The following is a 13,899-nucleotide window of genomic DNA, read 5'->3' as shown; positions in this document are numbered from 1 at the left end:
GCCCCCTCACTGGCCCTGGGCGCGGTAGGTGGCCTCGACGGCGGCCTTGGCCGGGCGCCACCAGGCCTCGTTCTCGCGGTACCAGCGGACCGTGTCCGCCAGACCGGCGCGGATGTCCGTGAACTGCGGCTCCCAGCCGAGCTCGGTGCGCAGGGCGGTGTTGTCGATCGCGTAGCGCAGGTCGTGGCCGGGGCGGTCGGCGACGAGGTCGTAGTCGTCCGTGGGGCGGTCGAAGAGCTCGAGGAGGATCTCCACGATCTCCTTGTTGTTCCTCTCGCCGTCCGAACCGATCAGGTACGTGCGGCCGATCTCGCCGCGTTCGAGGATGCGCAGCACGGCCGAGGAGTGGTCCTCCGTGTGGATCCAGTCCCGGACGTTGACGCCCTGGCCGTAGAGGCGGGGGCGGACGCCGTCGATCAGGTTGGTGATCTGGCGCGGGATGAACTTCTCGATGTGCTGGTACGGGCCGTAGTTGTTGGAGCAGTTGCTCAGCGTGGCCTGCACGCCGAAGGAGCGGACCCACGCGCGCACCAGGTGGTCCGAGCCGGCCTTCGAGGCCGAGTAGGGACTGGAGGGGTTGTACGGGGTGGTCTCGGTGAACTTCGCCGGATCGTCCAGTTCGAGGTCGCCGTAGACCTCGTCCGTGGACACGTGGTGGAACCGCTTGCCGTGCTTGCGCACCGCCTCCAGGAGGACGAAGGTTCCGACGATGTTCGTCTGGATGAACGGCGAGGGATCGTTCAGCGAATTGTCGTTGTGGGACTCCGCCGCGTAGTGCACGACGGCGTCCGACTCGGCGACCAGGCGGTCCACCAGGGCCGCGTCGCAGATGTCCCCGACCTCGAGAGTGACGCGGTCCTCCGGCAGGCCGGCGAGGTTCTCCCGGTTGCCGGCGTAGGTCAGCTTGTCCAGGACGACGACGTCGTGCTCCGTCTCGCGGACGAGGTGATGGACGAAGTTCGAGCCGATGAAACCGGCGCCGCCGGTGACGAGGATGCGCATGGGTCCAGGGTAGCGATCCCTGCCTGTTGCCCCTCACCTCCGGTCACGGGCCGGTTGCTGCCCAACCGCCAGGTATGTCTCGCACAACATGCCAATGAGGTCGAAGCTGATGAGCGCGACCGTCGTTCATCCCTCGGCCAAAGAATATCGGCGCGACCACCTGACGCCCCGGTCGCAACTCATCGCCGATGTATCCGCCCCAATATGAGAACGTAGAATTCGGCACGATGAGCCGTGGAGCGTGGACGAGCGCTTGAAGGTCTTCGACCACTCCGCCGTCCATCAGACTCACCGGAGCGATGTCATCCAGAACGGGCCGGAGATTCTGCGCGCACCAGAACAGGTCGTCTGAGACGATCACCAACCGAGTCGGCGTGCCGGCTTCCGCGATCGCCTCCTCGACGGCCTGCAGGGTGTAGGCCACCGTGTTCATGCCGTACTCGGACTGGTGGGGTGTTCCGAAGTAGTCTCCGCGTCGGACATTCACCACCAAATCCCCGCCACGTACCCATTCCGGGGCGCGGAGCACAGGCGACTCCGGCAAAAGCATTTCGCGGATGTACGGGCCCAACTCCCCCGGATCGAAACCGACGTCGGGATTCCGCGATTCAGACCGCCACGGGAGTTCGCGGCGATCTGTCATCCGCACCTCCGACCGCTCGATGAAGAGAGATCTCCGGAGCATCGGGAACATCTCGACCGATTGACGCCGGGACGCGTGAAGCAGAACTCGTCGCTCACGGCCCGAAAAAGCCCACAGGCCTACGTATAGGAGGTTGCCCAGCCTCATGAACTCCGGCGTCCACGCCACGCGCCGCCCCCGTCGGACGACCTTCGCAACAGACGACTTGACGATACCGATTGTCCCCACAGCTTGATCGTACCTTCACCCAATCTGGGTGTGTTCGCCATCCGCGGAGTCGTAGGGTGACGTCAACCGCGCCCGTCACATGGAAAGAGGTGTGCCATGGACCAACAGCCCACTCTCACCGTCGTCATCCCCTGTTACCGCAGTGGCGTAGGGCTGACCTGGCAGCTCGAGTCACTTATCCATCAGCGTTCGGCCCCCCGCCGGGAGATCCTCCTCTGTGACAACGGCGCCAACCCGGGGCTGGCGGACCGCGTGCGGGACCTCGGAATCCTCCCGAACGACGTCACCATCCGAGTCATCGACGCCACCGACCACCGCGGCGCGGCCTACGCCCGCAACCGGGGCATCGCCGAGGCGCAGGCAGACCTGCTCGCCTTCTGCGACGATGACGACCTCGTCCACCCCGACTGGTGCCGCCTGGCCGTCGACCTCCTCGCGGATCACCCCGTGGTGACAGGCGGCATCGTGGTGATGGACGACATCGAGATGGCGAAGCTGGACCCTGCGGAGCGACGCGCAGTGCTGGAGGAGCGGACAATCGCAGCCCCCGTGCGCCCGGCCGGACGCGGTTCCCTCGGGCCGGCGCTCATGGGAGGGAACTTCGCCGCGCGCCGGGGCGCACTCCTCGCGGTGCGCGGCTTCGACGCGGCCCTAACCTTGGGCGGAGAGGACAACGACCTCGCCTACCGGCTCGACCGGGCCGGGGTCCCGGTGGTGGATGCCGGAGGGATGTCCATCATCTACGCCCGTCCCTCCGCCCTGCGGGACCGGGTGCGCGTGCGTCGACTCGCCGGACGGGCCCTGGTGGAGGCCACCTCGGCGCGTGAGGCATGGACACAGGCCGCCGAGCTGCGCCGGCCACCAGTCGCCGAGCTGGCCAGAGCCGGAGGCGCCCTCGCGGCCATGGCGCTGGGCGCGAAGAGGCGGGACTGGGCCGGGGCCGCCGACCGCGCCGCGACCGCCTGGGGCCTGACCCAAGGGTGGGTGCACCGGCGTCTCCTGGGTCGGCGGGCGCCGTCATCTGTCGGCCTGGGCCTTGAGCAGGAGGCTCAGGCGTCAGAGGGGTCGAACTCGTCGTCCGGGATCGCCCGCCACTGAGGCAGCAGCAGGGGCGATTCACCGCGGGCGTAGAGCCGGGTGAAGTGCAGCGGGGCCTGGACTGACCGGGCGCGCACCTGCGGCGGCAGCGCACTGGAGAGGTAGCCGCCCCAGTAGGAGAACGTGGAGTTCGCCAGGATCAGGTGGCGCCCCCCAGCGATCTGCGCCAGGTCGTCGAACATGTCGTGCGGTCCGGGGAGGGTGTGCACGGAGGCGTGGTCGGCCAGGAATCCGAGGTTCCGTTGGCACCAGTCGACGTCGTCCGAGACCAGGACGATCCGCTCGAGGTCTGCCTCGGGAACGCGGGAGACGGCGGCGCGGACGTAGCCGGGGATGTCGAACCCGTAGTTGGCCCGGTGCACCGGATCGGAGTAGTAGTCACCCCGGCGCACGTTCACGACGACGGCCCCGCGGTCTACCTGCTTCAGACGCGCCTGAAATCCGTTGCTCGTCAACAACCTCTCGCGCGTGAAGTCCAGGAGGTCACGAAAGAACCAGTCCTGGTAGGTCTGCTGGCCCCACTCGACCGTGCGCTCTTGCCGGAAGGACACATCGTCTTCCCGCACCGTGAGATCCCTGAGGGCGGGGAACTCTGTCAACCACGGCTCCATCGTGGGCTTGTAGCGCACCAGCCACGGACGTCCCGTTTCCCGGCGGCGCGCCCAGGCCGTGGCCCACAGGTAGAGGAAATTGCCACCGTTCATCGGCTCTGCCCCCCAGATCACTGGAGGGTCGGCGCGGCGCACCGTGGCCAGCACGCCGGCAGCAATGTCCTGGGGCGTCCTCATCCTCATCAGGCTTCGCATGGGTGGCCTCCTCAATTCCGCCGCCACAACAGACGTACTCGACCTCAGCGTACTGGCGAGGACCTCGCCCCCGACTGGATCGCGCGACGCCTAGGCTGGCCGTATGACCATCGACGTCCTCTACGTCCGTCCCGGCGGCAGCGGCTGGGGTCCCGTCGACGTCCTCGCGCGCCTGGCCGCCCGCCTGCTCGACGGCCGACTGGTCGAGGTCGAGGACCGCGGCGCCGCCTCGTGGGCCCAGCGCGCGTCCGTGCTCCTGCCGCGCGGCCGGCGGGCCCGCGGGCGCCGCCTCCTGGTGCTCGCCGGCAACCCCGCCGCCCTCGCCCTGGCCGCGCGCCGGGACCTGTGGTGGCCCGGGCACGAGTCCACGGCGGCCTGGATCGTCGACTCGTTCTGGACCGACCGGATCGCCGGGATCGCCCGGCACCGGCCCCACTTCGACCGACTGTTCGTGACGGACCCGGACCTCGTCGATGAGTGGAGCGCGCTGACCGGCCGCCCCGTGGACGCGCTGCCGTGGGGTTCGGACACCCTCGCCGTCGCCGCCGACGACGGCCCCCGCCCGGTCGACCTGCTGCGTCTGGGCCGCCAGCCGGAAGCCTGGGACGACGACGCCCGCACCGCCCGCGAGGCGCAGGACCACGGCCTCGTGTTCCGGGGCCGGCCGCCGTCGGCGCCCGATCCGCTGCAGAACCAGGAGGCCGTCCGCACCGCGCTGGCGCAGGCGCGCCTCGTCCTCGCGTTCTCCAACCTCGTCAGCCCTGCGCCGTACACGCACCCGACCCGCGACTACCTCACGGGCCGGTGGACGGACGCCCTCGCGGCGGGATGCCGTGTGGCCGGCGTCGCCCCGCGGTCCGCGGCCACGCTCCTGTGGCCGGAGGCCACGCTCGAGGTCTCGCCCGACTCCCGCGCCGAGGCCTGGCCCGTGCTCGCGGAGGCCGCCGCCGCCTGGACGCCGGAGCGGGCCGCCGAGCAGCGGCGCCGGGCCCGCCGGGAGCTGGACTGGCGGCTGCGCCTGCAGCGGCTCTGCACCGCGATGGGTTGGCCCCTCCCCCCGACCCTCGACGCGGAGCTGGCCGCCCTGGGCTGAACGTCGTCCGCCCCGGACCGCACCCGTCTGACCCTCCGGCCCGCCCCGACACCGCCCTCCCCGCCGCACCCGACAGGAGACCCGATGCCCTCCCCCCTCGGCCTCGCCCGCCAGGCCAAGCACCGCCTGTTCCTCCTTCGCCGGGCCCGGGAGGTGGTCCGCCAGGCGGCCGCCGTCCGCGGATCGGAGCGGTTCGCCCGCGAGTACGCCCTCGCCTCGGCCGGGTTCGACCTGCCGGAGCTGCCGGCGATGTCCGGCCCGTGCGCCGTCGCGATGGTCCGCGACGAGGCGGACGTGATCGAGCGCTCCGTGCGCCACCTCGCGGAGCAGGGGATCCCGCACATCGTCGTCGTGGACAACGGGTCGAAGGACGCGACGCCGGGCATCCTGCGCCGGCTGGCCGGGGAGATCCCGGGGCTCGTCGTCGGCGCGGACCGGGAGCCGGCCTACGTGCAGTCGGCCAAGATGACCCGGTTGGCCGACCTGGCCTCCGCCGCCGGCGCCACGTGGGTGGTCCCGTTCGATGCGGACGAGCTCTGGTTCGGCGCCGAGGGCACGCTCGCCGAGGCCCTGGCCCGCACCGACGCACCCGTGCTGCGCGCCGTCATGCACAACGCGTTCCCGGCGGCGGACGGCTCCGGCCCGATGCTGGACACGACCGCGCACTTCGACGTCAAGGTCGCGTTCCGCCCGCGCTCCGGGGCCGTCCTCGAGATGGGCAACCACGAGGTCCTGCGTCCGGGCGTCCGCGCGGAGGGCCTGCGGATCCTGCACCTGCCGTGGCGCTCCTTCGAGCAGTTCGCCCGCAAGAGCCGCACCGGCGCGCAGGCGATCGCGCTCGCCGACACCTCCGAGGACAAGGCGTACCACTGGCTCCGGCTCGGGGCCCTCGACGACGACGCCCTGCGCGCCGCCTGGGAGGCCCTCCTGGCCGGGCAGCCGCTCACGGACGCGGCCTGGTACCCGCGCGGCACGCTGCGCCCGCTGCGCGCGGACGCCCCAACCCGCTGGGACGAGGTCTGAGCCTCAGCGCGTCTCGGGCGGCCGCCGGGCCTCCCACGCGGAGCGGACCATGTCCTCGACCGTGTGGCGGTTCTCCCACCCGAGGTCGCGCGCGGCCAGGGAGCCGTCCGCCACGATGCGCGCGGGGTCCCCGGGACGGCGCGGCTCCACGACCGGGTCGACGTCGCGCCCGGTGACCCGGCCGACGGCCTCCATGATCTGCCGGACTGACGTGCCGGCCCCGGAGCCGAGGTTGTAGACCGGGGCCAGGGCGCGGCCCTTCGCGAGCGCCCGGGCGGCGGTCACATGGGCCCTGGCGACGTCGGCCACGTGGACGTAGTCCCGCACGCACGTGCCGTCCGGCGTGGGGTGGTCGGTGCCGAACAGCCGCGGGCGCTCGCCGCGGTCCAGGGCGCGGAACACGAGCGGGAAGAGGTTGTGGGGGCTCATGTCGGGCAGCGCCAGATCCGCGGAGCCGACCACGTTGAAGTAGCGCAGGCTCGTGTGCCTCAGTCCCGTGGCCCGGCCCTGGTCCGCGAGCAGCCACTCCCCGATCAGCTTGCTCTCCCCGTAGGGGGACTCCGGGGCGGTGGGGGTGGCCTCGGTGACCCGGTCATCATGTGGCGTGCCGTAGACGGCCGCGGACGAGGAGAACACAAGGCGGCGAATACCGGCACGGTCCATCGCTTCCAGGACGCTCATCGTGCCCTGGACGTTGACGCGGTAGGTGTGGAGAGGCATCCGCACGGATTCGCCCGCGAACTTGTAGCCGGCCACGTGGATGACCCCCGTGGCGTCATGGTCCCGGAGGAACTCGGCGAGACGATCCGTCTCCAGGATGTCGGCCTGGAGGAACGGCACGCGGGCGGGCACGACATGTGCATGCCCGGTGGACAGGTCGTCCACCACCGCCACCGACAGACCCTCATCACTGAGGGCCCGGACCACGTGAGCGCCGATGTACCCGGCCCCGCCGGTCACCACCCAGGTCATGCCACGGTCCCGCCGTCGGAGCCGGGACGTCGGGTGCGGAGGAGGGCCGGGCGGCGGTAGCGCGCCATGCCCTCGAGCGCCCCGACGTGGGCACCGACGGTGTACGCCCAGGCGAGGGCCCGCCCGCGGTCGCGCCGAAGGAACGGCCACATCGGCATGTGTCGCGAAATCGCGGAGACCGACGCCTTCACGCTGGGGCCGCTCATTCCCCGGTCTCGGTACCGCGTCCACAGATACATGCGACCACGCTGTTGGTTTCGTTGCTGCCGGAAAATCGCGGCAGGAGTCGTCCGAAGGCGGTAGTACACGACCGCACCGGCAGCCTGAACGACGGCGAAACCAGCTTCCTGAGCCCGCCAGACGAAGTCGGTCTCCTCCGACCCACCGGGATACGCGGGATCCATGCCGCCGAGTTCGAGGTAGTCATCTCGGCGGATGGCAAAGTTGTTGCCCGGGACCGTCGCAAGGTAGCCGGCGAATCCGTCGGAGGCCGCCTCTATTCGAGGGGTGTCCTCGGTGTCGTGGAGATCCTGTGCCGGGTCAATCCGATAGGCCGCCAAGACGTCCACATCATTGAATCGACTGTGCTCCAGGACGCCGCGGGCGACCAGCTGAGGCCCCGAGGTGACGGCCCGGTAGAGCTCACCCACCCAACGATCGCCGACAAAGCCATTGGCGTCGCAGAACAACACCACAGGGCCTCGGGCCAGACGTGCCCCGACATTCCTCGCGTGCGATGCGCTGGGGACACCGGATGCGTCGACAACCCGGACCTGGAACGGTGCCGGGTGAGAGAGGGCGATCTGCGCGGTCCGGTCGGAGCTGCCATTGTCGGCCACGACGACCTCGAAGAGCGGGGCGTCACACTGGGCGGCGAGAGAATCGAGCTGCTCGGCGATCCGCCCCTCAGCATTGCGGGCCGGGATGACCACGCTGGCCGCGAGGACCTCTTCGCTGTTCTCCCGGGCCCCTGCCGCGTCTGCCTGTGGGAACGGAGACGAATCAGCTCGCCTGTAGCCCAGCCCGATCTGCGGTTGGGGGCCGCGTCTCATCCACCGGTACTCCACACGACCCGCCGCAGCTCCGGCCGCGGTCTGCGCGCGAAGCCGCACCCCTTCCCAGTCCGGAGTCTTGCAGCCGAGGGTCATCAGGGCAGCGCTGGCCCCCGTTCGTACGAATTCCACCCACGGGTTGGGGAAATGGGACTGCCGCCCGAGCTCGTATCGAGTGGTGACGAGGCTGTGAGCCTTGGCCGATTGGCGAACCAGGCGGGTCCGGAACCGCATGTCCCACTTGCCTCGGTAAGCGATCCGGACGGCTGCGGCCTCGTCCACGCGGATGCCCTTGAGGTGCGCTCGCACGCCGAAGTCGTTGTCTTCATAGACGGCTCCCAGGGAGTGATCGAATCCACCGACCCGTTCGAACACCTCCCGCGTCACACCGAAGTCTCCCCCCCCCCCCCCCCCATCAGCACGGGAAACGCGTTCCGGAGATCCCCTGGCACCGGCGCATGCCATTCATCGCTGTCATCGAAGGCGCGCCGGGCGCCTTCGACGCCCTCGCGCATCTGCTCATCGGTCATGAACGGTGCGCCGCCGGACCAGAGGTCCAGGATTCGAAGGCCCGAGCGCCGTTGCGCACCCACCACCGGGACACCACATCGTCGGCGTCGGCGAACATGAGGAGATCCGCGTGAGCATGCGCCGCCCCCACATTTCGTGCGAATCCCGGGCCTTGGTGCTCGGGTGCGCTCACCAGACGCAATGGGTATGAGACCTCCCGAGCCAGCCGGTGGACCACGGAGGCAGTTCCGTCGGTGGAGGCGTTGTCCACGACGACGACCTCGTAGGAAGGAGCTCCGCTCTGGGCATCCAGGGCCTCCAACTGCAGAAGGAGGAAGCGCTCTGCGTTGAACGCGGGGATGATCACGCTGATTTCTGGCAGCGCGCTTGTCTGGCTCACATCTCGATCCTATCCCGGTAGGGTGCCCGGTAGACACGCACTCACCGAGCGTTGAAGGGACGTCGAAGTCGCGTATGAAAGGCATCATCCTCGCCGGCGGCACCGGCTCCCGCCTGCATCCCATCACCCATGCCATCTCGAAGCAGCTCGTGCCCGTCTACGACAAGCCGATGATCTACTACCCGCTGTCCACGCTCATCCTGGCCGGAATCAGCGACATTCTGGTGATCACCACCCCGCACGACGCGGAACAGTTCCAGCGGCTCCTGGGCGACGGCTCCCAGTTCGGGATCTCGCTCAGCTACGTCCAGCAGCCCTCCCCCGACGGCCTGGCACAGGCGTTCATCCTGGGAGAGGACCACATCGGCGACGAGCATGTCGCGCTCGTCTTGGGGGACAACATCTTCTACGGCCCCGGCATGGGCCAGCAGCTGCGCCGTCACGCCCAGGTCGACGGTGCCACCGTGTTCGGCTACTGGGTGGTGGACCCCAGCGCCTACGGCGTGGTGGAGTTCGACGACGCCGGCAAGGCCATCTCACTGGAGGAGAAGCCCGCGGAGCCGAAGAGCAACTATGCGGTGCCGGGCCTGTATTTCTACGACAACGACGTCGTCGAGATCGCGAAGAGCCTCAAGCCGTCGGCGCGCGGCGAGCTGGAGATCACCGACGTGAACCGCACCTATCTGGAACGCGGCACCCTCAACGTGGAGGTCCTCCCCCGGGGCACCGCATGGCTGGACACCGGCACCTTCCATGACCTGAACGACGCGTCCGCCTTCATCCGCACCATCGAGTCCCGTCAGGGCCTCAAGGTCGGCTCCCCCGAGGAGGTCGCCTGGCGTGAGGGCCTTCTCACCGACGACGAGCTGCGCGAGCGCGCCGAGCCGCTCGTGAAGTCGGGGTACGGACGGTACCTCCTGGAGCTGCTCGAGTCCGGGCGGTGAGCGCGCAGGACCGGGCCGGGCGGGGCCGGCCGGAGACCGTTCCCGAGCCGTCCGACGGCGCGAGCGTCCGGCACGTCGTCTTCGCCTGCCGCTCCACGGCCCTGGCCGGGGGCATCACGACGGTCGTCGACGAGCTGGCGGCCGAGTTCGTACGGCGGGGCCTGACGGTCTCCTACCTGTCGATCCACCCGCCCTCCGGAGCGCCGCGCGTCCCTGGGCCGGTGTTCGAGGTCGACCGGTTCCGGCACTGGACCGCGGACCATCCCCTGGCGGCGGACCACCCGGGACCGCTCGGGGCGAAGCTGGCGGTCAAGACGGTTCTCACCCCGCTGTGGCGGCGGTGGCGGTCCCGGCGCCTCCGCCGGCACCTCGCGCGGTTCGGCGGGGACACGGCGATCGTCTTCGCGAACCCCGACACGCTGACCTGCCTCAGCGAGGCCAGCCACGTCCGGCCCGAGGCGGACGCCCCGTTCCTTGTGGCCCACGTCCACACCAGTCCGGAGGGCCTGGAGCAGATGGGTTGGGACGTCCCCTTCCCGGCCCTCGACGTGGTCGATGCCGTGGTGGCCCTCCACCCGTCCTACATGCAGCCGATCGCCGACACGCAGGGCGTGCCCGTGGGCGCCATCCCGAACCCGAGCGGCACCGTACCCGCGGCCGCGCCGCGGGAGGACGCAGACGGCAGGAGGCGGATCGTCTCCTTCGGACGTCTGTCTGCCGAGAAGCGCGTTGATCTGGCGATCCGGGCGTTCGACGCCCTCGCGGCGGACGTGCCCGACATCGTGCTCGAGATTTGGGGCACCGGGAACCAGGAGGAGGCCCTCGCCCGCCTGGCCGACGAGTCGACCCACCGGGACCGCATCCGCTTCTGCGGCTGGTCAGACGACCCGGCGGCCGTATTCACGGGCGCAACGCTGCACCTCGTCGCCTCCGACTTCGAGGGCCTCTCGATGTCGACGGTCGAGGCCCTGCGCTGCGGCGTCCCGACTGCTGGCCGGCCTGTGTCCGCCGGGCTGTCGGACATCCTTTATCAATGTGGTGTCCCACTCCCCAGCGCCGATCCCTCCAAGATCGCGGACGCCCTCCAGGCCCTCCTGGACAGCCCGGACCGGCTCGCCGGGCTGGTCGAGGCCTGCGGGCGCGTCGGCGCGGACTTCGAGCCCTCGATCGTCGCGGACGTGTGGCTCGACCTCTTCTCCGCGCGCGACATCACCGCCATCCCCCACGCCCGCCCCCGCGCGGCAACCGCGGCATCTTGAGCGATAGCTGTATCGACTACCACGTGCGCATCCGCGCACAGGCGGCCCTCACTCCAACGCGCCCGGCATGCGCCGCGTCGAGTACGACCGTCTGCGTCAGTGCCCGAACGCCAGCGAACGGGGCACGTCTGTGAGAGTGGCGATTCGCTCCCGCGTCGCTTCATAGCCGCGTCCGGTGAGGTGGACTCCGTCACGACGGAGCTTGCCCGGTGAGGAAAGCGCCTCGGTCGGATCCCACCATTCGTCCCCAGCAGCGTCTGGGAGCCCATCGAACTGCCCTGCCGCGTACGTGTCATACGCCGGACGGCGTGAAGCGCACTGGGTTTCGTTCCGATCCAACTGAAGGAGAATCGGAACATGCCCAAGAAGTTCAGCCCCGAGCTGCGTGAGCGCGCGATCAGGATGGTCCTGGAACGCCAAGCCACGCAGGGAGGGCCTCGTTCGCATTCCATCCGAGCCATCGCCCCGCAGGTCGGAGTCGGTGAAGAGACGCTGCGGATGTGGTGCCATCGCCACGGCCACGAGGTAGCACCAGTGCCTGCTGGCGAGAGTCCGGCCGAAGAGATCCGCAGGCTCAAGCGAGAGCTTGCCGAGGCCCGGCGGGCGAACGAGATCCTCAAGGCCGCCTCGGCTTTTTTCGCCAGGGAACTCGACCGCCCCACGACGAGATGATCGCGTTCATCGACGAACACCGCGATCGTTTCGGGGTCGAGGCCATCTGCCGCACCCTTAGTGCGACAGCGTGTGGGTTCATCACCTCCCGGGCCTACCGTGCCGCGAAGACACGGCCCACCTCCGCGCGGGCGCTGCGAGATGCGATCCTCATCGAGGAATTCCGGCGGATCCACGCGGAGAACTACAGCGTCTACGGGGTCCGGAAGATGCACCACGCGATGGTCCGGGCCGGCTGGCAGATCGGCCGGGACCAGGTCGCCCGGCTCATGCGGGCCGCCGGTCTGCAGGGAGTGCGGCGGGGCCGCAAGCCGGTCACCACGAAGCCCACTGGCGAGCCGGATACCCGCCCTGACTTGGTGGAGCGGCAGTTCACCGCGGATGGCCCGCATCAGCTCTGGGTCGCTGACATCACCTACGTGCGCACGATCTCGGGGTTCTGCTATGTCGCTTTCATCACCGACGTGTACTCCCGGCGCGTCGTGGGATGGGCGGTCTCGGGCAGCCTGCACACCGCAGGCCTGCCCCTGCTGGCCCTGGAGCACGCGCTGGTCTCCACCGGCGCTACCCGCGGGCGGCAGGGCCTGATCCACCACTCGGACCGAGGCGCCCAGGGTGGATTCAATCGGTCGTCGCAACACCCTCTCGGAATCACTGGAGGTATGGGCGATGGCAAGCAAGGACTGGGCGAGGAAGATCAGTGACGTGCCCGAGGGGACACGTCGGCAGTGGAGAGCGGATCGGGCCTTGCGGGCCCCGATGCGCTCTCCTGGCAGGCCGCAGCCCTCACGGGAGGTCCAACGCCAGTTCTGGCGTGTGATCGCCACCGGTGTCACCACGGTCGAGGCATCCCTGACTGTGGGCGTGTCCTGGCCCGTCGGGGCGCGCTGGTTCCGTCACGCTGGCGGGATGACCCCGCTGTCCTTAGCCGAGCCCACCGGCCGGTATCTGTCCTTCGCTGAGCGTGAAGAGATCGCAATCCTCCATGCCCAGGGCCACGGGGTCCGTCAGATCGCACGCACGCTGGGACGTGATCCCGGCACGATCAGCCGTGAGCTGCGCCGTAACTGCGCCACTCGTTCCGGGAAGCAGGAGTACCGGGCCACGGTGGCGCAGTGGAAGGCCCAGGAAGCTGCCAGGCGGCCCAAGCCGGCGAAGCTGGCCACGAACCAGCGACTGCACGACTACGTCCAGGCACGCCTGAACGGGGTGGTCCTGGGCCCCGATGGCGTGGCCGTGCCGGGACCGGTCGGGCCCGGTTTCAAGGGGCGGAAGATGAAACCGCGCCGGGCGGACCGGCGGTGGTCCACGGCGTGGAGCCCTGAGCAGATCAGCCACCGGCTGCGCCTGGAGTTCCCGGATGATGTGTCCATGCGGATCTCTCATGAAGCGATCTATCAGTCCCTGTTCATCCAGGGGCGTGGGGCGCTCAAGCGTGAACTCGTCGCGTGCCTGCGTACCGGGCGGGCTCTGCGCGAGCCGCGGGCACGTACCCGGAACAAGCCCCAGGGCCACGTCACCGAGGACGTGGTGTTCAGCAAGCGCCCACCCGAGGCCGCTGATCGTGCTGTGCCCGGGCACTGGGAAGGGGACCTGATCATCGGGACCGAGCGTTCAGCGATCGGGACTCTGGCCGAGCGCAAGAGCCGGGCCACGATCCTGGTCCACTTGCCCCGCCTGGAGGGATGGGGTGAGCGGCCGCCGGTGAAGAACGGGCCGTCGCTGGGTGGGTACGGGGCTGAGGCGATGACCGCGGCCCTGATCAAGGCGATGGCGACGGTGCCGGAGCAGCTGCGTCAGAGCTTGACGTGGGATCGGGGCAAGGAGCTGGCCGGGCATGTCCAGTTCACGATGGCCACGGGCACGAAGGTGTTCTTCGCTGACCCCCACTCGCCGTGGCAGCGGCCGACGAACGAGAACACGAACGGGGTGCTGCGGCAGTACTTCCCCAAGGGCACGGACCTGTCGAGATGGTCGGCCGAGGACCTCGCAGCAGTCGCGTACACGCTGAACAACAGGCCCAGGAAGGTCCTGGACTGGAAGACTCCCGCGGAGGTCTTCGCCGAGCAGCTACGCTCGCTCTCAACGCACGGTGTTGCAACGACCGGTTGAACCCGCCCAGTACGTCAGCCTGGCCTACTCGGACGCGCTCATCACCGCCGGGGTGAGCGCCTCGGTCGGAACCGTGGGCGACTCT

The 13,899-nt window shown here is 69.8% G+C and carries 14 protein-coding genes; 8 read left to right on the top strand and 6 right to left on the bottom strand.

The window, feature by feature from the left end; translation table 11 throughout:
* Positions 1–6: 6 nt before the first annotated feature.
* Positions 7–1,002: a dTDP-glucose 4,6-dehydratase gene (gene rfbB, locus ACTSKS_RS07930; RefSeq protein ID WP_323663037.1), complete on the bottom strand. Its 996-nt coding sequence runs from the start codon at positions 1,000–1,002 to the stop codon at positions 7–9.
* Between the two features lie 43 nt (positions 1,003–1,045).
* Positions 1,046–1,696 carry an alpha-1,2-fucosyltransferase gene (locus tag ACTSKS_RS07925; RefSeq protein ID WP_442927439.1) on the bottom strand — a complete coding sequence of 217 codons (651 nt, stop codon included), beginning with the start codon at positions 1,694–1,696 and terminating at the stop codon, positions 1,046–1,048.
* Between the two features lie 273 nt (positions 1,697–1,969).
* On the opposite strand from ACTSKS_RS07925, the gene ACTSKS_RS07920 reads away from it, so the two are divergent.
* On the top strand, positions 1,970–2,971 hold the full coding sequence (locus ACTSKS_RS07920; RefSeq protein ID WP_323663039.1) for a glycosyltransferase family 2 protein: 1,002 nt from the start codon (positions 1,970–1,972) through the stop codon (positions 2,969–2,971).
* On the opposite strand, the gene ACTSKS_RS07915 is transcribed toward ACTSKS_RS07920, so the two are convergent.
* Positions 2,923–3,759: an alpha-1,2-fucosyltransferase gene (locus tag ACTSKS_RS07915; RefSeq protein ID WP_323663040.1), complete on the bottom strand. Its 837-nt coding sequence runs from the start codon at positions 3,757–3,759 to the stop codon at positions 2,923–2,925. The genes ACTSKS_RS07920 and ACTSKS_RS07915 overlap by 49 nt on opposite strands.
* A 121-nt stretch (positions 3,760–3,880) precedes the next feature.
* Between ACTSKS_RS07915 and ACTSKS_RS07910 the strand changes: the two genes are divergently transcribed.
* Together ACTSKS_RS07910 and ACTSKS_RS07905 are read left to right on the top strand one after the other, a co-directional pair.
* The gene (locus ACTSKS_RS07910) at positions 3,881–4,870 is read left to right on the top strand and encodes a hypothetical protein (protein ID WP_323663041.1); all 990 of its coding nucleotides are present in this window, start codon (positions 3,881–3,883) and stop codon (positions 4,868–4,870) included.
* An 84-nt stretch (positions 4,871–4,954) separates the two neighbouring features.
* Positions 4,955–5,893, top strand: a complete 939-nt coding sequence (locus ACTSKS_RS07905; RefSeq protein WP_323663042.1) for a glycosyltransferase family 2 protein — start codon at positions 4,955–4,957, stop codon at positions 5,891–5,893.
* Between the two features lie 3 nt (positions 5,894–5,896).
* Here the strand turns inward: ACTSKS_RS07905 and galE are convergent, their stop codons facing one another.
* The 3 genes from galE to ACTSKS_RS07890 all read right to left on the bottom strand — a co-directional run bounded on the left by galE (position 5,897) and on the right by ACTSKS_RS07890 (position 8,827).
* Positions 5,897–6,865, bottom strand: a complete 969-nt coding sequence (galE, locus tag ACTSKS_RS07900; RefSeq protein WP_323663043.1) for a UDP-glucose 4-epimerase GalE — start codon at positions 6,863–6,865, stop codon at positions 5,897–5,899.
* Positions 6,862–8,304 carry a glycosyltransferase family 2 protein gene (locus ACTSKS_RS07895; protein WP_442927438.1) on the bottom strand — a complete coding sequence of 481 codons (1,443 nt, stop codon included), beginning with the start codon at positions 8,302–8,304 and terminating at the stop codon, positions 6,862–6,864. Before ACTSKS_RS07895 ends, galE begins: the two co-directional genes overlap by 4 nt.
* 139 nt (positions 8,305–8,443) lie before the next feature.
* Positions 8,444–8,827 (bottom strand): glycosyltransferase family 2 protein, encoded by a 384-nt coding sequence (locus ACTSKS_RS07890; protein ID WP_323663045.1) that lies wholly within the window; start codon positions 8,825–8,827, stop codon positions 8,444–8,446.
* Positions 8,828–8,901: 74 nt separating this feature from the next.
* On the opposite strand from ACTSKS_RS07890, the gene rfbA reads away from it, so the two are divergent.
* From rfbA to ACTSKS_RS07865, 5 genes are all read left to right on the top strand, one after another.
* The gene (gene rfbA, locus ACTSKS_RS07885; RefSeq protein WP_442927437.1) at positions 8,902–9,771 is read left to right on the top strand and encodes a glucose-1-phosphate thymidylyltransferase RfbA; all 870 of its coding nucleotides are present in this window, start codon (positions 8,902–8,904) and stop codon (positions 9,769–9,771) included.
* Positions 9,768–11,030, top strand: coding sequence for a glycosyltransferase family 4 protein (locus tag ACTSKS_RS07880; protein ID WP_323663047.1), 1,263 nt, complete (start codon positions 9,768–9,770; stop codon positions 11,028–11,030). The genes rfbA and ACTSKS_RS07880 overlap by 4 nt, the downstream gene beginning before the upstream one ends.
* 357 nt (positions 11,031–11,387) lie before the next feature.
* The gene (locus ACTSKS_RS07875; protein WP_010080025.1) at positions 11,388–11,702 is read left to right on the top strand and encodes a transposase; all 315 of its coding nucleotides are present in this window, start codon (positions 11,388–11,390) and stop codon (positions 11,700–11,702) included.
* On the top strand, positions 11,699–12,406 hold the full coding sequence (locus ACTSKS_RS07870) for an IS3 family transposase (RefSeq protein ID WP_442927436.1): 708 nt from the start codon (positions 11,699–11,701) through the stop codon (positions 12,404–12,406). Before ACTSKS_RS07875 ends, ACTSKS_RS07870 begins: the two co-directional genes overlap by 4 nt.
* Entirely contained in the window at positions 12,372–13,814 is a 1,443-nt protein-coding gene (locus ACTSKS_RS07865) for an IS30 family transposase (RefSeq protein WP_425271280.1), read from the top strand. The genes ACTSKS_RS07870 and ACTSKS_RS07865 overlap by 35 nt, the downstream gene beginning before the upstream one ends.
* The last annotated feature ends 85 nt before the right edge of the window (positions 13,815–13,899 follow it).

Source organism: Micrococcus sp. TCR-5, from assembly GCF_052220525.1.
GTDB lineage: Bacteria > Actinomycetota > Actinomycetes > Actinomycetales > Micrococcaceae > Micrococcus > Micrococcus luteus.
The sequence above is the reverse complement of the archived record's forward strand: the minus strand, read 5'-3'. Positions and strand labels throughout refer to the sequence as shown.

Bases quoted from the DNA above. Each gene is read 5' to 3' on its own strand.
- galE (WP_323663043.1), bottom strand. From the start codon at position 6,865: ATGACCTGGGTGGTGACCGGCGGGGCCGGGTACATCGGCGCTCACGTG.
- ACTSKS_RS07910 (WP_323663041.1), top strand. From the start codon at position 3,881: ATGACCATCGACGTCCTCTACGTCCGTCCCGGCGGCAGCGGCTGGGGT.
- rfbA (WP_442927437.1), top strand. From the start codon at position 8,902: ATGAAAGGCATCATCCTCGCCGGCGGCACCGGCTCCCGCCTGCATCCC.
- ACTSKS_RS07865 (WP_425271280.1), top strand. From the start codon at position 12,372: ATGGCAAGCAAGGACTGGGCGAGGAAGATCAGTGACGTGCCCGAGGGG.
- ACTSKS_RS07925 (WP_442927439.1), bottom strand. From the start codon at position 1,696: ATGTTCCCGATGCTCCGGAGATCTCTCTTCATCGAGCGGTCGGAGGTG.
- ACTSKS_RS07920 (WP_323663039.1), top strand. From the start codon at position 1,970: ATGGACCAACAGCCCACTCTCACCGTCGTCATCCCCTGTTACCGCAGT.
- ACTSKS_RS07915 (WP_323663040.1), bottom strand. From the start codon at position 3,759: ATGAGGACGCCCCAGGACATTGCTGCCGGCGTGCTGGCCACGGTGCGC.
- ACTSKS_RS07870 (WP_442927436.1), top strand. From the start codon at position 11,699: ATGATCGCGTTCATCGACGAACACCGCGATCGTTTCGGGGTCGAGGCC.
- ACTSKS_RS07875 (WP_010080025.1), top strand. From the start codon at position 11,388: ATGCCCAAGAAGTTCAGCCCCGAGCTGCGTGAGCGCGCGATCAGGATG.
- rfbB (WP_323663037.1), bottom strand. From the start codon at position 1,002: ATGCGCATCCTCGTCACCGGCGGCGCCGGTTTCATCGGCTCGAACTTC.
- ACTSKS_RS07905 (WP_323663042.1), top strand. From the start codon at position 4,955: ATGCCCTCCCCCCTCGGCCTCGCCCGCCAGGCCAAGCACCGCCTGTTC.